Annotated in this window: 17 protein-coding genes and 1 tRNA gene; 1 reads left to right on the top strand and 17 read right to left on the bottom strand. The window is 69.9% G+C overall.

The window, feature by feature from the left end; translation table 11 throughout:
* Positions 1–146: 146 nt before the first annotated feature.
* From FHR66_RS06715 to FHR66_RS06665, 11 genes are all read right to left on the bottom strand, one after another.
* Positions 147–222: transfer RNA gene (locus tag FHR66_RS06715), tRNA-Gly, on the bottom strand.
* 36 nt (positions 223–258) lie between these two features.
* The gene (gene pgsA, locus FHR66_RS06710) at positions 259–894 is read right to left on the bottom strand and encodes a CDP-diacylglycerol--glycerol-3-phosphate 3-phosphatidyltransferase (RefSeq protein ID WP_160965063.1); all 636 of its coding nucleotides are present in this window, start codon (positions 892–894) and stop codon (positions 259–261) included.
* Positions 895–903: 9 nt separating this feature from the next.
* Positions 904–2,763, bottom strand: a complete 1,860-nt coding sequence (gene uvrC / locus FHR66_RS06705) for an excinuclease ABC subunit UvrC (RefSeq protein ID WP_160965065.1) — start codon at positions 2,761–2,763, stop codon at positions 904–906.
* A complete protein-coding gene (locus FHR66_RS06700; RefSeq protein ID WP_160965067.1) occupies positions 2,760–4,181 on the bottom strand; it encodes a hypothetical protein in 1,422 nt (473 codons plus the stop codon). The genes uvrC and FHR66_RS06700 overlap by 4 nt, the downstream gene beginning before the upstream one ends.
* Entirely contained in the window at positions 4,178–4,666 is a 489-nt protein-coding gene (locus FHR66_RS06695; RefSeq protein ID WP_160965069.1) for a low molecular weight protein-tyrosine-phosphatase, read from the bottom strand. The genes FHR66_RS06700 and FHR66_RS06695 overlap by 4 nt, the downstream gene beginning before the upstream one ends.
* Positions 4,663–5,442, bottom strand: a complete 780-nt coding sequence (gene kdsB, locus FHR66_RS06690; RefSeq protein WP_167087601.1) for a 3-deoxy-manno-octulosonate cytidylyltransferase — start codon at positions 5,440–5,442, stop codon at positions 4,663–4,665. The genes FHR66_RS06695 and kdsB overlap by 4 nt, the downstream gene beginning before the upstream one ends.
* A 502-nt stretch (positions 5,443–5,944) precedes the next feature.
* Positions 5,945–6,979 (bottom strand): tetraacyldisaccharide 4'-kinase, encoded by a 1,035-nt coding sequence (lpxK, locus tag FHR66_RS06685; RefSeq protein ID WP_167087599.1) that lies wholly within the window; start codon positions 6,977–6,979, stop codon positions 5,945–5,947.
* Entirely contained in the window at positions 6,976–8,748 is a 1,773-nt protein-coding gene (msbA, locus tag FHR66_RS06680) for a lipid A export permease/ATP-binding protein MsbA (protein ID WP_167087598.1), read from the bottom strand. The genes lpxK and msbA overlap by 4 nt, the downstream gene beginning before the upstream one ends.
* On the bottom strand, positions 8,745–9,182 hold the full coding sequence (locus tag FHR66_RS06675; protein ID WP_019800228.1) for an ExbD/TolR family protein: 438 nt from the start codon (positions 9,180–9,182) through the stop codon (positions 8,745–8,747). The genes msbA and FHR66_RS06675 overlap by 4 nt, the downstream gene beginning before the upstream one ends.
* 4 nt (positions 9,183–9,186) lie before the next feature.
* The gene (locus tag FHR66_RS06670) at positions 9,187–9,855 is read right to left on the bottom strand and encodes a MotA/TolQ/ExbB proton channel family protein (protein ID WP_160965075.1); all 669 of its coding nucleotides are present in this window, start codon (positions 9,853–9,855) and stop codon (positions 9,187–9,189) included.
* Positions 9,749–12,232 carry a DNA internalization-related competence protein ComEC/Rec2 gene (locus FHR66_RS06665; protein ID WP_160965221.1) on the bottom strand — a complete coding sequence of 828 codons (2,484 nt, stop codon included), beginning with the start codon at positions 12,230–12,232 and terminating at the stop codon, positions 9,749–9,751. Before FHR66_RS06665 ends, FHR66_RS06670 begins: the two co-directional genes overlap by 107 nt.
* Positions 12,233–12,556: 324 nt before the next feature.
* On the opposite strand from FHR66_RS06665, the gene FHR66_RS06660 reads away from it, so the two are divergent.
* Positions 12,557–13,621: an SDR family oxidoreductase gene (locus FHR66_RS06660; RefSeq protein ID WP_160965077.1), complete on the top strand. Its 1,065-nt coding sequence runs from the start codon at positions 12,557–12,559 to the stop codon at positions 13,619–13,621.
* A gap of 652 nt (positions 13,622–14,273) precedes the next feature.
* Here the strand turns inward: FHR66_RS06660 and lolD are convergent.
* The 6 genes from lolD to sdhA all read right to left on the bottom strand — a co-directional run bounded on the left by lolD (position 14,274) and on the right by sdhA (position 19,745).
* Positions 14,274–14,981 carry a lipoprotein-releasing ABC transporter ATP-binding protein LolD gene (lolD, locus tag FHR66_RS06655; RefSeq protein WP_160965079.1) on the bottom strand — a complete coding sequence of 236 codons (708 nt, stop codon included), beginning with the start codon at positions 14,979–14,981 and terminating at the stop codon, positions 14,274–14,276.
* A 37-nt stretch (positions 14,982–15,018) separates the two neighbouring features.
* A complete protein-coding gene (locus tag FHR66_RS06650; RefSeq protein WP_160965081.1) occupies positions 15,019–16,263 on the bottom strand; it encodes a lipoprotein-releasing ABC transporter permease subunit in 1,245 nt (414 codons plus the stop codon).
* A gap of 23 nt (positions 16,264–16,286) precedes the next feature.
* A complete protein-coding gene (locus FHR66_RS06645; RefSeq protein WP_160965083.1) occupies positions 16,287–16,739 on the bottom strand; it encodes a hypothetical protein in 453 nt (150 codons plus the stop codon).
* On the bottom strand, positions 16,690–16,938 hold the full coding sequence (locus FHR66_RS06640; protein ID WP_017908443.1) for an FAD assembly factor SdhE: 249 nt from the start codon (positions 16,936–16,938) through the stop codon (positions 16,690–16,692). The genes FHR66_RS06645 and FHR66_RS06640 overlap by 50 nt, the downstream gene beginning before the upstream one ends.
* Before the next feature lie 127 nt (positions 16,939–17,065).
* Positions 17,066–17,848, bottom strand: coding sequence for a succinate dehydrogenase iron-sulfur subunit (locus tag FHR66_RS06635; RefSeq protein WP_010342653.1), 783 nt, complete (start codon positions 17,846–17,848; stop codon positions 17,066–17,068).
* A 106-nt stretch (positions 17,849–17,954) separates the two neighbouring features.
* Complete coding sequence (sdhA, locus tag FHR66_RS06630; RefSeq protein ID WP_160965085.1) at positions 17,955–19,745, bottom strand: succinate dehydrogenase flavoprotein subunit; 1,791 nt, start codon at positions 19,743–19,745, stop codon at positions 17,955–17,957.
* Between the last annotated feature and the right edge of the window lie 13 nt (positions 19,746–19,758).

Below are 19,758 nucleotides of genomic sequence, written 5' to 3'. Positions count from 1 at the left end.
GGCGCCGTGCGTGTTGGCCATTGCGCTGCTGGCGGCCGCATGAAGCGAGGCGGAATTGCGCGATGGCTTAGCGGGGTGTGGCGCGTCTGCCACGCAGTGCAGCCGCCCAAACGAAAACAGGACCCGAAGGTCCTGTTTTCATGATCTGGAGCGGGAAACGAGACTCGAACTCGCGACCTCAACCTTGGCAAGGTTGCGCTCTACCAACTGAGCTATTCCCGCTTGAGGCCGCGAATTCTACCGGGTACGCGCAGGCTGTCAACCATTGCCTTCGATTTTTTTCGCGTTCTTTTCCGCCATCGCCGCGCGCTCGTCGTCGCGCAGGCTCGGCCAGGCCGCATGCAGATACTGGATGCCCGACAACAGGGTCAGGATCGACGCGATGGCTAGGGTCCAGTCGCCGACGTGGAAGATGAACAAGCCCATCCACACGCTCTCCGGCGGGGAGCCGTCGGGCATCACCGAGTACAGCAGGCACAGCAGCGCCACCATCTGCGCAGTGGTCTTGATCTTGCCGATCATCGCCACCCGCACCTTGGCGCGCTGGCCGATCTCGGCCATCCATTCGCGCAGCGCCGACACCGCGATCTCGCGGCCGACGATCACCGCCGCCCAGAACGCCATCCACGGCGTCGGATGGCCCTGCACGATCAGGAACAGCGCCACCGCCACCATCAGCTTGTCGGCCACCGGGTCCAGGAACGCGCCGAACGCGGAGTACTGGTGGTAGCGCCGCGCCACCCAGCCGTCCAGCCAGTCGGTGAACGCGGCCAGGCCGAAGATCGCCGCCGAGGCGAAGTTGGTCCAGGTGTACGGCAGATAGAACACCAGCACCAGCACGGGGATCATCAGGATCCGCAGCAGCGTGAGCCAGGTGGGGATGGTCAACTTCATTGCGCTGCTCTACTCGCCTGCCGGATCGGGCACCGGCAGTCCGTGCAGGTTAGCGTAGATTCGTGCGGCCAGTGCGTCATTGATGCCCTCCACTCGCGCGATCTCGGCCTCGCCGGCGGCCTTGAGCCCGGCCAGCCCGCCGAAATGCTTGAGCAGGCTGGCGCGGCGCCGCGGGCCGATGCCGGGGATGTCCTCCAGCTTGCTGGTCATGCGCGCCTTCTGGCGGCGCCCGCGGTGGCCGGTGATGGCGAAGCGGTGCGCCTCGTCGCGCACCTGCTGGATGAACTGCAGCGCCGGCGACGCCGCACCCGGTCGCAGTTCGCGCCCGTCCGGCATCACCAGGGTCTCGTGGCCGGCGCGGCGCTCGGCGCCCTTGGCCACGCCGATCAGCAGCACCCCGTCCACGCCCAGGTCGGCCAGCGCGCCATTGGCCTGCGCCAACTGGCCGGCACCGCCGTCGATCAGCAGCACGTCCGGCAGGATCGCATCGCCCTTGCCCTCGCCTTCGGCGGCACGGCGGAAGCGGCGCTCGATCGCCTGGCGCATCGCTGCGTAGTCGTCGCCCGGCTCGATGCCGCTGATGTTGTAGCGCCGGTACTGGCTGCGCACCGGGCCGCTGGCGTCGAACACCACGCACGAGGCCACCGTGGCCTCGCCCATGGTGTGGCTGATGTCGAAGCACTCCACCCGCTTGACCGGCTCGGCCAGGCCGAGCATCTCGCGCAGCGCCTCGCTGCGCGCGTGCTGGGCGTTGCGGCTGGTCAGTTCGGTGACCAGGGTGGCCTGGGCGTTGCGGCTGGCCAGTTCCAGGTAGCCGGCGCGCTCGCCACGCACGTTCCACTTCAACTGCACCTTGCGCTCGGCGGCCGAACTCAGCGCCGCCTCGATCAGCTCGGCGTCGGGAATCTCGCGGTCCAGCAGCACCTCGCGCGGCGGCGCGTGCTCGACGTAGTACTGCGACACGAACGCGCCCAGCACCTCGGCGGCGCTGTCCTCGCCGTTGGTCTTGGGGAAGAACGCACGGGTGCCGAGGTTGCGGCCGTCGCGGAACGCCAGCAGCAGCACGCAGGCGTTGGCGCCCTGGGTGGCGCAGGCCAGCACGTCCAGATCGGCGGCGCGGCCGTCCACGTACTGCCGGCTCTGCATGCTGCGCAGCGAGCCGAGCAGGTCGCGCAGGCGCGCGGCGCGCTCGAACTCCAGGCGCTCGCTGGCGTCTTGCATGGCTTGCACCAGCTCCTCGCCGAGCTGGTCGCTGCGCCCTTCCAGGAACAGCGTGGAGCGACGCACCGCCTCGGCGTACTCGTCGGCCGCCACCAGCGCCACGCACGGCGCGCTGCAGCGGCCGATCTGGTACTGCAGGCACGGCCGCGAACGGTTGCGGAACACGCTGTCCTCGCAGCTGCGCAGCTTGAACAGCTTGTGCATCAGGTTCAGCGTCTCGCGCACCGCGGTGACGCCGGGATACGGACCGAAATAGCGACCTGGCACTGCGCGCGGGCCGCGATGCAGGGTGATCCGCGGCCACTCCTCGCGGGTCAGCAGCACATAGGGATAGCTCTTGTCGTCGCGCAGCGACACGTTGTAGCGCGGCGACAGCGACTTGATCAGCTGGTTTTCCAGCAGCAGCGCCTCGCCCTCGCTGCGGGTGACGGTGACATCCATGCGCGCCACCTGCGCCAGCATGGCCATGGTCCGCGCGTTCTTCGGCGAGCCGCTGAAATAGCTGGACACGCGCTTGCGCAGCGCGCCGGCCTTGCCGACGTAGAGCAAGGTATCGTCCGCGGCATACATGCGGTAGACGCCGGGCGCGGTACTGAGGTTGGCGGCAAAGGCCTTGCCGTCGAACGGGGGCAATGCGGGGGTGCTCATTCGCCGATCGCGACGTCGTGCAGTTCGCCGCTGGCGATGTCGTAGCGCAGCACCGCATGCGCGTCGGACTCGGCGATCCACACCGTGCCGGCGCTCACCGCCAGCCCGCCCGGGCCGTGCAGGCGCCGCGGCAAGGCCGCGGTGGACAGTTCGCCGCCGCCCAGGCGCAGACTGCGCAGGCTGCCGTTGCCGCTGTCGGCGATCCACAGCAACGGCGCGTCCGGGCTCAGCGCGATCGCCTGCGGGAACTGCAGGCGGGCGCGGCTGCGTGGTCCGTCCTCGTTGCCGAAATCCCACGGCCCCTGGCCGCCGAGCAAGGTCTGCACCAGATCGCCGCGCAACTGCATCGAGCGCACCGCCGAACCCAGCGCATCGCATACGTACAGCACCTGCTGCACCGCGGCCAGGCTGCACGGCTGCGCGAATGCGGCCAGATGCCCGCTGCCGTCGCGCAGTTCCAGCGCGCCCGCGCCAGCCCGCCAGCGCAGGCTGCGGCTGCCCAGGTCGTAGCTCCAGATGCGGTTGTCGCCGGCCATCGCCAGGTGCACCTGGTTGTCGGCGATCACCAGACCCTGCGGATGATTCAGTGGTGCCAGCAGCGGTTGCTCCACCGGGCCTTCCACCGGCTCGCCGGCGCGGCCGTTGCCGCACAGCGTGTCGACCTGGCCGGTGAGCAGGTTGATCCGGCGCAGCGCGTGGTTGCCGGTGTCGGCCACGTACAGCACGCCGCGCTCCAGGGCCAGCCCGCGTGGGCGGTGGAACGCCGCCTCGCCGATCGCGCCGTCGATGAAGTCGGCGGTGCCGATACCGAACTGGCGCAATACCCGGCCGCTGGTGCTGCATTCGAGGATGCGGTGATGGCCGCTGTCGGCGATGTACAGGCGGTCCTCGGCCACGGCCAGCCCAGTCGGGAAGCGCAGCGGCAGGCGCGGTTCCGGCTGGGTCTCGCGCGCGTCGCGCAGGTCCTCGTCCAGCGGCAGCGGCTGCCCGGCGCACAACGCGTGCAGCGCCTTGTCCAGTTCGGCGCCGCCGATGCCGACCAGGCGCTCGCGCTCGACCCCGCCGGCATCGATCAGGACCAGGGTCGGCCAGGCCTGGATGTCGAAGCGCTGCCAGGCGGCCCAATCGGCATCGAGCAGGATCGGCGCGGACACGCCCTGGCTGCGCAACAGCTTCAATGCCCGTTGCGGCTCGCGCTCGCTGTCGAAGCGCGGCACCTGTACCACGATCAGCTGCAGCCTCCCGGGATTGCGCGCCTGCCACTGGCCGAGTTCGGCCAGGCGCTGCGCGCACCACACCGAGGCGGCGTTGACGAAGGCCAGCACCAGCGCCCGCCCCTGCAGGTCGCGCAGGCGGAGCGGCGCCGCGTTGAGCCAGGCGCCGGACGCGGGAAGTTCCAGGGCGGCGATGGAATTCATCGGCCGATTATGCCGGAGCCGAGGTCGACGGACAGTCGTGCCACGCTGCCGGCGGCGGCTTCGTCTACCAGTTTCCAGACCTGCTCGAACTGCGCGCTGCCACCGGTGTACGGATCCGGGATCTCGCTGCGGCTGTGCACCCCGGCCCACGGCAGCCACAGCGCCACGCGCTCGCGCGCCGCCGCCGGGGCGCGCTGAAGCACGTCGCGCAGATTGGCCGCATCGGCGCACAGGATCCAGTCGAAGTCGGCAAAGTCGCGATCGCGCAGTTGCCGCGCGCGCAGGCCGGCGATGTCCACGTCATGCGCGGCCGCGCAGGCGACCGCGCGCCGGTCCGGCGGCTCGCCGCGGTGCCAGTCGCCGGTGCCGGCCGAGTCGACCTCCACTAGCCCGGCGAGCGGCGAGCGCTGCAGGTGGTGGCGCAGCGCGCCCTCGGCCATCGGCGAACGGCAGATATTGCCCAGGCACACCAGCAGCAGCTTCATGCCTGCCCCTGCAGGTAGGCCTCGGCGCGCGCCAGATCCTCGGGCGTGTCCACACCGGGCGGGAATGGTGCCGGCGACAGCGCCACCGCGATGCGGAAGCCGGCTTCCAACACCCGCAGTTGCTCCAGCGACTCGATCCGCTCCAGCGTGCCCGGCGGCATCGCCGCGAACCGGCGCAGGAAGCCGGCGCGATAGGCGTAGATGCCGATATGCCGCAGCCACGGGCCGGGCAGCGGCAACTGCGCCTGCGAGGCGGCAAAGGCGTCGCGGTGCCACGGGATCGGCGCGCGGCTGAAGTACAGCGCATCGCCAGTCGCGCTGCGCACCAGCTTGACCACGTTGGGATCGAACAGTTGCTCGGCCGCGTCCACCGGCGTGCCCAGCGTTGCCATCTCGGCGCCGCTGCCGGCCAGGGTCCGGGCCACCGCGACGATGCCGGCGACCGGCGCGAACGGTTCGTCGCCCTGCAGGTTGACCACCAAAGTCGCATCGTCCCAGCCGGCGATGTCGGCGCACTCGGCGAGGCGGTCGGTGCCGGAGGCGTGGTCGGCCGACGTATTAGCCACGTGCACGCCGTCCAGGTCGGCCACCGCGGCGGCAATGCGCGCATCGTCGGCGGCCACCCACACCTGCGTGGCACCGGCGGCGAGCGCACGCCGCGCCACGTGGCGGATCAACGGCTCGCCGCCGAGCGCGCGCAAGGGCTTGCCCGGCAGCCGCGATGCGGCATAGCGGGCCGGAATGGCGACGACGAACGGCGGCGCGGCGGCGCTCATGCGCGGGCGGCGCCGGCAGCGGCGCGCGGGCGCCGGGGATATCGCGAGAAGACGGTCATCGAAAGCTCTCCGCATGGCTGGCCGGAAACGGCCGGGTGGGCGCCGGACAGCGGCCCGGTGGTGGCCGCGCGCAGCAACGGCCCGAAGGGCCATTGTATCGACCGGGCCGGCATCGCCGGTGAGCGGGTCGTGGCGACGGCCAGCGACCGCGCGGGTGCCTGCCACGTGGTGCGAAACGCCTCGGCATGGTGGGTCGTGCACTCACTTCGCGCGCATCCCGCACACGCACCGTGTTGGCGCGTGCCCGTGGCAAAGAAGCGCGAGGACGTGGGCGCCATGCCTAGCGAGACTCCGCGCGCGCACAACGCTGCGCCCTTTGGCTGGCTGGCGCATGCGCCGCGGACGCCTCTCGCGGTTGGACACGGCCAAGGCCGCGCTGCGCCACGCACGTCGGTGGCGTACCCGCAGACCACAGCGCCGCGCGCGGGGATGGGCAGACGCCCTAGTCGCCTGTCCCGCCCGCGCGGCCACGCAGCTTGTCCAGCCGGTCGAGCAGGCCGATCCAGAACGCCGCCGGCAGTTCGGCGGCCAGCGGCACGCTGAAGCACCAATCGTTGACGAAGGCGGCGCATTTGACCGCGTCCTTCTCGGTCATCAGCACCGGCAGTTCGCTGCCGAAGGCCAGGTCCGTGGCGCGGTACTGGTGGTGATCGGGAAAGGCATGCGGGACCACGCCGATGCCCTGCGCGCGCAGCATGTCGAAGAAGCGCTGCGGATGGGCGATGCCGGCGACGGCGTGCACGCGCTGGCCGGCGAAGCTGCGCAGCGGCCGCGCACGGCCGCCGCGCAGCGGCTGCGCGCTGTCGATGCGCAGGCGCATCGCCCATTCGCCGAAGCCCGCTTCGAACTCGCCGCTGTCGCTGGCCTGGCCCAGGTTGATGACGCGGAAATCGCATTCGTTGCCGCGCGCGACCGGCTCGCGCAGCGGCCCGGCCGGCAGCAGGCGGCCGTTGCCGTAGCGGCGCTGGCCATCCACCACCTCGATCTCGATGTCGCGCTGCAGCCGGTAGTGCTGCAGGCCGTCGTCGCAGACCACGATGTCGCAGCCGGCCTGCAGCAACGCCCGCGCCGCGGCGACGCGGTCGCGGTCCACCCGCACCGGCACCCCGGTCTTGCGTGCGATCAGCACCGGCTCGTCGCCGCCCTGCTCGGCCGAGGTACCCGGCTCGATCCAGCGCGGCTCCTGCGGCTGGCTGCGGCCGTAGCCGCGGCTGGCCACGCCCGGGCTCCAGCCGGCGTCGCGCAGGCGCTGCACCAGGGCGATGGTCAGCGGCGTCTTGCCGGTGCCGCCGGCGGTGAGATTGCCGACCACCACCACCGGTGCGGCGATGCTGTGGCGCTTGCGCCAGCCGCGCCGGTACAGCGCGCGGCGCAGCGCGATCGCCGCCGCGTACAGCGGGGTCAGCAACCGCGCGTGCAGCGGCGGCGCGCCCTTGCCGTACCAGTAGGCCGGTGTGTGTGGCCCGCGCTCGCTCATCCGTACTGCCTTTCGCGGAACTGCATGCTGTGCAGGTGCGCGTAGACCCCGCCCAGCGCCAGCAACTCATGGTGGGTACCGCGCTCGACGATGCGGCCATGGTCCATCACCAGCACCTGGTCGGCGTGCTCGATGGTCGACAGCCGGTGCGCGATGACCAGCGTGGTGCGGTCGGGCATCAGCCGGTGCAAGGCGTCCTGCACCAGCCGCTCGGATTCGTTGTCCAGTGCCGCGGTGGCCTCGTCGAGGATCAGGATCGGCGCATCCTTGAGCATCGCCCGCGCGATCGCCAGGCGCTGCCGCTGGCCGCCGGACAGACGCCCGCCCTTGGCCCCGACCTGCGCCTGCAGGCCTTCCGGCAGGTGGTCGACGAACTCCATGGCATTGGCGTCGGCGACCGCCTGGCGCAGCTGCGCCGGGCCTGCCTCGCGCATCTCGCCGTAGGCGACGTTGTCGGCGATGCTGCCGTCGAACAGCATCACCTGCTGGCCGACCAGGGCGATCTGCCGGCGCAGGTCCTCCAGCCGATAGTCCTGCAGCGGATGGCCGTCTAGCAGGATCTGCCCGGACTGCGGGTCGTAGAAACGCGGGATCAGCTTGACCAGGCTCGACTTGCCGCTGCCGGAGCGGCCGACGATGGCGGTGACGGTGCCGGGTTCGGCGACGAAGCTGACCTCGGCCAGCGCCGGCCGCGCCTGCCCCGGATAGGCGGCGGTGACCTCACGGAATTCGATCCGTCCCTGCGCGCGCTCGATGTGGCGGGTGCCGCTGTCCTGTTCCTCGGGCGCGTCCAGCACCACGAACAATCGCTGCGCCGAGGCGACGCCCCGCTGCAGCATGTTCTGCACGTTGGTGAGGTTTTTCAGCGCCGGGATGATCGCCATCATCGCGGTCATCAGCGAGACGAACTCGCCGGCGGTCAGGCGCCCGGCCAGCGCTTCGTGGCCGGCGATCAGCAACAGCGCGGCCAGACCGATCGCGCCCAGCAGTTGCACCGCGGCCGAGGAAATGCCGCGGGTGGATTCGACCTTCATCGCCAGATGCAGGTTGGTGTTGGCCAGTTGCTGGTAGCGCTCCATCTCGCTGGGACGCGCACCGTAGACCTTGACCTCCTGGTTGCCGGACAGCGCCTGCTCGGCGGCCTGCATCAGTTCAGCGTTGCTTTCCTGGATGCGGTGGCTCACCCGCCGGTAGCGCTTGGCCACGCGGTCCATCACCCACGCCAGTGGCGGCGCCACCAGCAGGATGGTCACGGTCACGGTCCAGCTGTACCACAGCATCACCGCCAGCGCGCCGACGATCTGCAGGGTCTGCTGCACCATCACCTTCATCGCGTCGACCGCGGCCTGCGCGACCTGCTCGCTGTCCGAGCCCAGCCGCACCAGCATCGAGGCCACCGGCTCGGCGTCGAAACGGCTGCCCGGCAGGCGCAGGTACTTGTCCAGCACGTTGACCCGGAAATCGCGGGAGATGCTCCGCGCCGCACGCCCCATCGACATGTCGGTGACATAGCCGGCAATGCCGCGCAGCACGAACAGGCCGACGATCTGCAGCGGCAGCCACATCGCCACGTCGCGGTTGCGCGCGATGAAGGTCTCGTCGGTGATCGGCTTCATCAGCGCCAGGAAGCCGGAGCCGGCCAGCGCCTCCAGCAGCGCGCCGACCGCGGCGATCAGCAGCAGTCCACGGTAGCCGCCGGCATAGGACAACAGGCGGCGATAGGTCCGCCAGGGGGAATCCTGGACGGGCACGTCGGAGGGTAGATTCACTTGGAGCTTCCGTCCCTGTTGACTTCGGGAGCAGTGGCGATGGCGATGCGGCGGAACCCGAGCTGGCCCAGCGCATCCTGTGCGGTGACGACCGCCTGGTAGGGCGTGCGCGCGTCGGCGCGCAGCAGCACCGGCTGCTCGCGGTCGTCGCCGGCGACCTGGGCGATGCTGCGTTTGACCGACTCCACGTCGGTGCGCAGCACTTCCTGGTCGTTGATGAAGTAATGCCCGTCGGCGTTGATCAGCACGCTCAGCGCGCGCGCCGGGGGCGGCGCGTTGCGGTCGCTGGCATTGGGCAGTTGCAGTTGCAGCGTGGAACGCGCATCGAAGGTGGTGGTCACCACGAAGAAGATGATCAGCACCAGGATGACGTCGATCAACGGCACCAGGTCGATCTGCGGCTCGTCCTGGCCACGGTCGTCGCGGATCCGCACCGGCTCAGCCCTTGGCCGCCGCGGCGTTCGACGCGGCGCCGCGTGCCGGTGCGGCCGGCGCAGCGGCACGGCCGTGGCCGTCCAGCGCATCGGTCAGCGCGGTGGCTTCCTGCTCCATCTCGATCACGTAGCCGGCGATGCGGCTCTTGAAATGGCGATGGAAGATCAGCGCCGGCACCGCGATGATCATGCCGGTGGCGGTGCACACCAGCGCCTTGCCGATGCCGCCGGCGAGCTGGTTCACGTCGCCCAGGCCGTGGTCGAGGATGCCCAGGAACATCTGGATCATGCCGACCACGGTGCCGAGCAGGCCCAGCAGCGGCCCGGCCGATGCGACCGTGCCCAACGCGTTCAGGTAACGCTCCATGCGGTGCACGACGTGCCGGCCGGTGTCCTCGATGCGCTCGCGCACGATCTCGCGCGGGCGGTTGCGCACGTCCAGGCCGGCGGCGAGCAGCGCGCCCAGCGGCGAATTGCGCCGCAACGATTCGATGTGGGTGGGGTCGAGCTTGCTGCGCGTGGCCCAGTTGCGCACTTCCTGGCCGAGTCCCGGTGGCAGCACCTCGCTACGGCGCAGGCTCCAGAACCGCTCCAGGACGATCGCCAGCGCGACCACGCCCAACAGCAGCAATGGCACCATCGGCCAGCCACCGGCCTTGACCAGTTCCCACACGTCGCAACCCTCCGGCACGCTCGGCCGTTCGTTCACTGGCCGATAGGATAGCAGCCGCCCGCACCCGCTCCGCCGCATCCCACAACCGCGCCCGCCAGGGCCGCCGTTCGCGCAGTTGCAGGCCGGCACGCCCCAGCCACACGCGCAGCGCACCACTCTGCGGCGTGCCGGCGACCTCGGCGCCGGCCGCCTGCCAGCGCGCCACCACGCCGGGATGCGGATGGCCGAAGCGGTTGCCGTAGGCCGCCGAGACCAGCACCAGCCGCGCACCGGTGGCGGCGACGAAGGCCGGCTGCGAGGAATGCGCGCTGCCATGATGCGGCGCCACCACCACGTCGGCGCGCAATGCCTGCGGCGCCTCGCGCAGCAGCTTGCGCTCGATCACGTCGCCGATGTCGCCGGCCAGCAACAGCGCACCGTGCGCGGTTTCCACGCGCAGTACGCAGCTGGCCTCGTTGCGCAGATAGGGAAAGTGCGGCGCCGGATGCAGGAACCGGAAACGCACCCCATCCCATTCCCAGGCGCTCCCGGCCACGCAGGCCCGGTCCACCGGCAACGGCGCGCCGGCCGGTGCCTGGACCAGGCCGATCGGCAGCGCCGCACGCACCGCCGCCAGACCGCCGGCATGATCGTTGTCGGCATGGCTGATCACCGCACGCTCCAGCCGCGCCACGCCGAGCGCATGCAGCGCCGGCACCACCACGCGCTCGCCGGCGTCGTAGCCGTCCTCCACCGCCGGCCCGGTGTCGTACAGCAATTGGTGGTTCGCCGTGCGCACCAGCAACGACAGCCCCTGCCCCACGTCGAACATCACCAGATCGACCTCGCCCGGCCGCGGCCGCTCCAGCGGCGGATACAGCAAGGGCAACCACAGCAGCGCCGCCAGCGGCTTGCCCGGCACCCCGCGCGGCAACAGCAGCCAGAACGCGCCCAGCAGGGCCAGCGGCAGCGCCCAGTCGCGCGCCTCCGGCAGCCAGCGCAGTGCGAAGCGGCTCTCGCCCAGGGCCACGAACAGCGGCCAGGTCAGGTCGAAGCAGGCCGCGGCCAGGCGCCACAGCCAGGCCCCAGCGCCGGCATGCAGCGCCTCCAGCGCGGTCCCGAGCAGCGCCAGCGGCACCACCACCAGGCTCCACCACGGAATCGCCAGTAAATTCGCCAGTGGCCCGACCAGCGAGGCCTGCCCGAACAGCATCGTGCTCACCGGCAGCAGGCCGACCGTGGCCACACCCTGCGCGGTGAGGAAGCTGCGCAGCGTCTCGCGCCAGCCGCGCCCGGCGTCGGGCATGCACCAGGCCAGCCAGGCGACGCCGAGGAAGCTCAGCCAGAAGCCGGCCGAGAGCACCGCCAGCGGGTCGCAGAGCAGCATGGCGATCGCCGCCAGCGCCAGCGCGTCGGCGACCCGCACTGGCCGCCGCCACAGCCGTGCCGCCACCACCACCGCGATCATCAACGCAGTGCGCACGGTCGGCAGGGCCATGCCAGACACCAGTGTGTAACCACCGGCACCGAGCAGCGCCAGCGCGGCCGCGGCCTGGCGTCGCGGCCAATAGCGGCCCAGTCGCGGCCACAGACGCCACACGCCGCCGCCGAGCAAGGCGAAGGCGCCGGCGACCAGGCCGACATGGAAGCCGGAAATGGCGATGAGATGGGTCAGCCCGGCGGCGCGCAGGATGCGCCAGTCGCGATCGTCCAGCCGCCGCGTGTCGCCCAGCGCCAGCGCCTGCACGTAGCGCGCCGAGGCCTGCGGCACGGCGGCGGCGATGCGTGCGGACATGTCCGCACGCCAGGCATCGATGCCCTGCCCCGGCGCCAGTGGCGCTGCCGCGTGCGGCGCCACCACGTAGCCGCTGGCGCTGATCCGCTGCGCCAGCGCATAGGCTTCTGCGTCGAAACCGCCGGGATTGCTCAAGCCGCGCGGTGCACGCAGGCGCACCTGCAACTGCCAGCGCGCGCCGGCGCGCAAGGCGCTGCGCGGTCCGGCCTGATGCGTGCCGAAGTCGTCGTACCACGCCAGTTGCAACAGGCGCCCACGCAACGGCGCCGGCTGCGCCGCATCGGCGTCGACGCGGAACAGGAAGCGGGTACGGCGGGTTTCGGCCTGCGGCAGTTCCACCACTTGGCCGCGGACGTCGACTACGCGCTTTTCCCAGTCGGCTGGCAACTGCCGCGCCAGCACCATGCCGGCGACCAGCGCCAACCAGCCGGCGCCGATCGCGAACGCTCCCAGCCAGCGCCAGCGCGGCGCCGCGACGTACAGCGACGCCCCGGCGAGCAAGATCGCCAAGGCCAGCGGCCAGGGAAGCAGGCGCGGCAGCCACAGCGCGGCCAGCACGCCTGCGGCAAGGCTGGCGGCGACCGCAGGACCGAACGGCGCCATTACCGGCCAGCGCGAGTCGGGAACAGCGGCGTCCTGGCGCAGCACGCTGTCTGCAGACGCTTGCATGTGCTTGCCCTCCTTGGCCTCGACGGATCGAAAGCAGCGACATGCCGCCGCACGAGATGCGCATCGCGCGACACCATCGCGATCGCAACGCCAGCGTCGCATCGCCTCTCGCCGCGGACCATCGGTCTACCCCGGGACACCTCGTCAGAATTTGCCTAACACGCAGGCGCGCGCCGCGTCACAGTCCTGGCGCAGTTCGCCGCAGCTTCATCGCCCCGCGCCTATGGTGCGATACCCCACGTCGTAAGGAGTTCGCGCATGCGCAAGGGCATCGCACTGATCGTCGGAGTCACTGGCATCTCCGGCTACAACCTCGCCAACGTGCTGGTTGCCGATGGCTGGACCGTCTATGGGCTGGCACGCCGCCCGGTGCCGCAGGAAGGCGTGATCCCGGTGGCGGCCGACCTGCTCGATCGCGAGGCCACCATCGCCGCGCTGCGCGGGTTGCCGATCACCCACGTGTTCTTCTGCACCTGGACGCGGCGCGACACCGAGAAGGAGAACGTCGCCGCCAACGGCGCGATGCTGCGGCATCTGTGCGAGGGCCTGGACGGCGCCACACTGCAGCACATGGCGCTGGTCACCGGCACCAAGCACTACCTGGGCTCGTTCGAGCACTACGGCAGCGGCAAGGCGGAGACGCCGTTCCGCGAGAGCGAACCGCGGCAGCCGGGCGAGAATTTCTATTACACGCTGGAAGACCTGCTGTTCGACGCCGCCGCGCGCCATGGCTTCGGCTGGAGCGTGCATCGCTCGCACACCATGATCGGCCAGGCCAACGGCAGCAATGCGATGAACATGGGCGTGACCCTGGCGGTGTATGCGACGCTGTGCAAGCACACTGGCCAGCCGTTCGTGTTCCCCGGCTCGCGCGCGCAGTGGGACAGCCTCACCGACCTCACCGACGCCGGCCTGCTCGGCCGCCAGCTGGCCTGGGCCGCGACCAGCCCGGCCGCACGCAACCAGGCCTTCAACACGGTCAACGGCGACGTGTTCCGCTGGCGCTGGATGTGGGGCGAAATCGCCGCGTTCTTCGGCCTGGAACCTGCTCCGTATCCCAACACGCCGATGCCGCTGCAGCCGCGCCTGCAGGACACCGCACCGGCACTGTGGCGCGAGATCGCCGAACAACATGGGTTGGTCCAGACGGACGTGAACCAGCTCGCGTCGTGGTGGCACACCGATGCCGATCTTGGCCGCGAAATCGAGTGCGTCAACGACATGACCAAGAGCCGCGACCTGGGCTTCTTCGGCTACTACGACAGCCGCGCCTCGTTCCTGGAACTGTTCACGCGCCTGCGTGCGCAGCGGGTGATTCCCTGAGGGGCGCAGTCTGATCAGGAGCGCCGAAGCAGCGGGAAACGGCAATCCAAAGGTTGCCGGTTATGGGGCACGCGATGTGCTCCAGGACGATCGCCGTTGTATGGCGTTGTATGGACATGCGCCGCATTGCCGTGGCGACGCGTTTGCTGGGCATGCTGTGCGAAGTTTTTCGGCGCCGACAGCAACCAAGGCCGGCTACCTACCCGGCTTCGTTCGTCGCGGCTGAAGCCGCTCCTACATGGGACCACGTATAGGAGCGGCTTTCAGCCGCGACGGGCTCTACCGGTGATGCTCCTTCGCGGCTGAAGCCGCTCCTGAGGGCCGCTTGCGCTAGAAGTGCTTCGCCTGCCCGAGGATCTTCGGCGTCGGCAGATGCACTGAAGCCGCTGCGACTTGCTGCCTCGTTCGTCGCGCCTGACGTCGCTCCACTGCTCGGCGAAGCGGCGATATGCACTGTGGGAGGGACTTCAGTCCCGACGCGCACTGCATCGGGTAGCGGGACACTGCTCTTGTCGTGACCGCTGGCGCACAGCAAACCAGGCTGTCACGCCTGGCCCCGCATGCAACGGGCTTCAGCGGCTCACGACCCTCAGGCCGCGATCGTGGCCCGACAATGCTCGACGCGGCGGCACATGCGGCCGCCACCGCGCCCTCAAACGTCCGCAGGCGCCAGTTCGCGCAGCTTGCCCTGGTGCAGCTCCAGCACGCGGTCCAGCTTGCGTGCCAGGCTGCGGTCGTGGGTGACCAGGACCAGGCTGGTACCTTGCGCGCGGTTGAGTTCGAGCATCAGCGCGAACACGTTGGCCGCGGTCTTGTCGTCCAGGTTGCCGGTCGGCTCGTCGCCGAGCACGCAGGCCGGGCGATTGACCAGCGCGCGCGCCACCGCGGCGCGCTGACGCTCGCCGCCGGACAGTTCGCCCGGCTTGTGCTCCAGGCGGTGGCCCAGGCCCACCGATTCCAGCAGCGCGCGTGCGCGCGCATCGGCGTCCTGTATTGGCGCGCCGCCCAGCAGCACCGGCATCATCACGTTCTCCAGCGCGGTGAACTCCGGCAGCAGGTGATGGAACTGGTAGACGAAGCCCAGCGAGCGGTTGCGCAACTGCCCGCGCGCCGCATCGGTCAGCGCCGACATACGCTGGCCCGCCACATAGACCTCACCCGAGGTCGGCACGTCCAGACCGCCAAGCAGGTGCAGCAAGGTGCTCTTGCCGGCACCGGAAGCGCCGACGATGGCCACGGTCTCGCCCGCCGCCACGCTCAACTCCAGGCCGTCGAACACCGGCGTGCGCATCTTGCCTTCGGCGTAGGTCTTGGCCAGGCCTTCGGCACGGATCGCCGCGTCCGCTTGTGGCTTCTGCATTCCCGATTCCCGATTTCCCATTCCCGATTCCCGGCCCTCATTCATAGCGCAGCGCCTCCGCCGGCTGCGTGCGCGCCGCGCGCCAGGCCGGGTACAGCGTGGCCAGGAAGCTCATCAGCAAGGCCACGATGGTGATCACCATGACGTCGTGCGGCTGCATGTCGGTCGGCAGGCCGGTGATGTAATAGACGTCCTCCGGCAGCAGCTTGATGTTGAACACCGCCTCGATGCCGGCCAGGATCCGCTCCAGGTTGAGCGTCAGCACGATGCCGCCGATCACGCCGGCGACGGTGCCGATCACGCCGATCAGCGTGCCCTGCACCATGAACACCTGCATCACCCCGCCCGGGCTCAGCCCCAGCGTGCGCAGGATGGCGATGTCGGCCTGCTTGTCGGTCACCAGCATCACCTGCGAGGACACCAGGTTGAACGCGCCCATCGCGATGATCAGCGACAGCAGGATGCCCATCACCGTCTTTTCCATCTTCAGCGACTGGTACAGGTTGGCGTTCTCGCGGGTCCAGTCGCTGACCATGTACGGGCCGTGCAGGTTCAGCGCCAGGTCGCGCGCCACGTTCCAGGCCTGGTCCATGTCGTACAGCCGCAGGCGCACGCCGGTGACGCCGTCGCCCATGCGCAGCACGCGCTGCAGGTCGGGCATGCTGGTCACCGCCAGGCCGCGGTCGATTTCGTTGTAGCCGGCCTCGAAGATGCCGCTGACGGTGAAGCGCTTGTAGCGCGGCACCATGCCCATCGGGCTGGCCTGCGGCTCGCCGAGCATCACCACGACCTTGTCGCCGACGCCCACGCCCAGCCACAGCGCCAGCTCCTGGCCGAGCAGGATGTTGTAGGAACCGGGGGTCAGGCTGTCGACCGAGCCCTGCTTCATCTTCTGCGCCAGCACCGAGACCTTGGCCTCTTCCTTGGGCAGGATGCCGCGGACGATCGCCGGCTGGTTGCGCTGGCCGGTGAGCAATGCCTCTTCCTCGACGTAGGGCGCGGCGCCGGCGACGCGCTTGTCGCGCATGGCCACGTCCACCGCGTGCTGCCAGTCCTCCATCGGCGCGCCCTGCGCGCTGACCGTGGCGTGCGCGGCCATCTGCAGCAGGCGATCGCGGATCTCCTTCTGGAAGCCGCTCATCACCGCCAGGGTGGTGATCAGCACGGTCACGCCCAGGGCGATGCCGAGGATCGAGGCCATGGAGATGAAGGAGATGAAGTTGTTGCGGCGCTTGGCGCGCAGATAGCGCAGGCCGATGGCCACGGGTAAGGGTTTGAACATGCGCAGCCACCATCCAGGGAGCGCTATGGTGCCATTTGCGGCGGCGCAGACGAAGCGGCAAGGGCCGAAGCGGCCAGACGCAGTTCACGTCGTGCCGCCGCCGGCAGCGTGTCCGGCCACCACGCCAGGCGCTGCGTGCGCCCCTGCGCGTCACGCCAGCGCACGAATGCCAGCGGTCCGCGCCAGGCGACCTGCAGCTCGGTCACCGCCACGCCGTCGACGCTGGGCGCACCGGCGCCGGTGGGCAGCAGCAGCGTACGCGGCGCGCGCCGGGCCTCGCGGCGCAGCAGCCAAGCTGCGTACAGCAACGCCAGCGCGGCCGCCGGCCAGGCCAGGCGCGGCGGCAGGTCCGAGCAGAGCAGCGACAGCGGCGCCAGCGCGCCGAGCAGGCTCAGCGCGGCCAGCAGCCAGCGCGAGGGGCGCCAGTCAAGCCGGCATGGCGCGGATGGAAGCGATGAGGTCGGCGGCGCGTGCATCGGGACAGGCCTCGTAGCCCATGAACCAGCGCCACAACTTATCGTCCTCGCAATCGAGCAGGTATAGGAAAACCCCGCGCTCGTCCTCGGACGCCTCCCCCCAGCGCCGGTCCAGGTAGCGGCCGAACAGCTGGTCCAATTCGCGCATGCCGCGCCGGCAGCGCCAGCGCAGCTTCTTCAGTTCGGTGGTCTCGTCCATCGCATGCGCCCTTGCCTGGGGGCGGCGCCGCACGGCAGCCGCCGAAAACGAACGCGGCACCGAACCCGAAAGCCGGTGCCGCGCGGTCGGCGGGCAGGCCCGCCGCTTGGAACGTCCGCCGCTGCGATCAGGCGCGGCGCGCCATCATCAGCTTCTTGATCTCGGCGATCGCCAACGCCGGGTTCAGCCCCTTCGGGCAGGTCCGCGCGCAGTTCATGATGGTGTGGCAGCGGTACAGCTTGAACGGATCTTCCAGATCGTCCAGGCGCGCACCGGTGTCCTCGTCGCGCGAATCGATGATCCAGCGGTAGGCCTGCAGCAGGATCGCCGGGCCGAGGTAACGCTCGCCGTTCCACCAGTAGCTCGGGCAGCTGGTCGAGCAGCAGGCGCACAGGATGCACTCGTACAGGCCGTCGAGCTTCTTGCGGTCCTCCGGCGACTGCAGCCGCTCGCGATCCGGCGGCGGCGGGGTCTGGGTGCGGATCCAGGGCTTGATCGAGGCGTACTGCGCGTAGAAGTGGGTCAGGTCCGGCACCAGATCCTTGACCACGCTCATGTGCGGCAGCGGGTAGATCGGCACTTCCTTCTTGCCGCAGTCGGCGATCGCCTTGGTGCAGGCCAGCGTGTTGGTGCCGTCGATGTTCATCGCGCACGACCCGCAGATGCCTTCGCGGCACGAGCGGCGGAAGGTCAGGGTCGGGTCGATCTCGTTCTTGATCTTGATCAGCGCGTCCAGAACCATCGGGCCGCACGCGTCCAGATCCACCTCGTAGGTGTCGGTCCGCGGGTTGCTGTCGTCGTCCGGATTCCACCGGTAGACCTTGAAGGTCCGCACATTCTTCGCGCCCTTGGCGGGAAAGTGCTTGCCCTTGCCGATCTTGGAATTCTTGGGGAGGGTGAACTCTGCCATGGCTTTTAAATCCGGGATTGGGGATTAGGGATTGGAGATTCGGGCGAGAGCAGGAAACGAAGCATGTTTCGAATCCCGAATCACCACTCCCCAATCCCGGCTTTGGTCAGTAAACGCGCGGCTTCGGCGGCACCACGTCCACGTCGCTGCTGAGCGTGTACATGTGCACCGGGCGATAGTCGAAGCTGCACTGGCCCTTGTCGTCGACGGTGACCAGCGTGTGCTTCTGCCAGTTGACGTCGTCGCGGTCGGGGAAATCCTCGTGGGCGTGCGCGCCGCGGCTTTCCTTGCGCTGTTCGGCCGAGTTGATCGTCGCCACCGCGTTGAGCAGCAGGTTGTTCAGCTCGTAGGTCTCGATCAGGTCGGAATTCCACACCAGCGAGCGGTCGGAGACCTTCACGTCCTCGAAGCTGGCGAAGATGTCGGCCATCTTGTCCACGCCTTCCTTCAGCGTCTTGCTGGTGCGGAACACCGCCGCGTCGGACTGCATGGTGCGCTGCATCTTGTCGCGGATCACCGAGGTCGGGGTGCCGCCGTTGGCGTTGCGCAGCTTGTCCAGCAGGCCCAGCGCCTTGTCGCAGGCATCGCCCGGCAGGCCCTTGTGCGGCGCGCCGGTCTTGATCGTCTCGGCACAGCGGTTGGCCACCGCGCGGCCGAACACCACCAGGTCGAGCAGCGAGTTGGAGCCCAGGCGGTTGGCGCCGTGCACCGACACGCAGGCGGCCTCGCCGATGGCGTACAGGCCTGGCACCACCGAATCCGGGTTGTCGCCATCCTTGCGCACCACTTCGCCGTGGTAGTTGGTGGGGATGCCGCCCATGTTGTAGTGCACGGTCGGGATCACCGGGATCGGCTGCTTGTGCACGTCGACGCCGGCGAAGATGCGCGCGCTCTCGGCGATGCCGGGCAGCTTCTCGTCGATCACGCCCGGGCCGAGGTGGGTCAGGTCGAGCAGGATGTGGTCCTTGTGCTCACCGACGCCGCGGCCTTCGCGGATCTCGATGGTCATCGAACGCGACACCACGTCGCGCGAGGCCAGGTCCTTGTAGTGCGGCGCGTAGCGCTCCATGAAGCGCTCGCCGCCGCTGTTGCGCAGGATGCCGCCTTCGCCGCGCACGCCTTCGGTGATCAGGCAGCCAGCGCCGTAGATGCCGGTCGGGTGGAACTGCACGAACTCCATGTCCTGCATCGGCAGGCCGGCGCGCATCACCAGGCCGCCGCCGTCGCCGGTGCAGGTATGCGCCGAGGTGGCGCTGAAGTAGGCGCGGCCGTAGCCGCCGGTGGCCAGCACCACGCCGTGGGCGCGGAACAGGTGCAGCGAGCCTTCGGCCATGTCCAGAGCGAGCACGCCGCGGCACACGCCCTCTTCGTCGAAGATCAGGTCGAGCGCGAAGTACTCGATCATGAAGCGCGCGTTGTGCGCCAGCGACTGCTGGTACAGCGTGTGCAGCATGGCGTGACCGGTACGGTCGGCGGCGGCGCAGGTGCGCTGCGCGGACGGGCCTTCGCCGTACTTGGTGGTCATGCCGCCGAACGGACGCTGGTAGATCTTGCCGTCCTCGGTGCGGCTGAACGGCACGCCGTAGTGCTCCAGCTCGATGATCGCCGGAATCGCCTCGCGGCACATGTACTCGATGGCGTCCTGGTCGCCCAGCCAGTCCGAGCCCTTGATGGTGTCGTAGAAGTGGTAGCGCCAGTCGTCCTCGCCCATGTTGCCGAGCGCGGCGGAGATGCCGCCCTGCGCGGCCACGGTGTGCGAACGGGTCGGGAAGACCTTGGTCAGGCAGACCGTCTGCAGGCCCTTGGCGGCCAGGCCGAAGGTCGCGCGCAGGCCGGCGCCGCCGGCGCCGACCACGACCATGTCGTACTTGTGTTCGGTGATCTTGTAAGCGGACATCTACTTTGAATTC

The organism is Xanthomonas sp. F4 (assembly GCF_011761895.1).
Note: the sequence above shows the minus strand (reverse complement) of the source record. Positions and strands in the feature narration are given on the sequence as shown.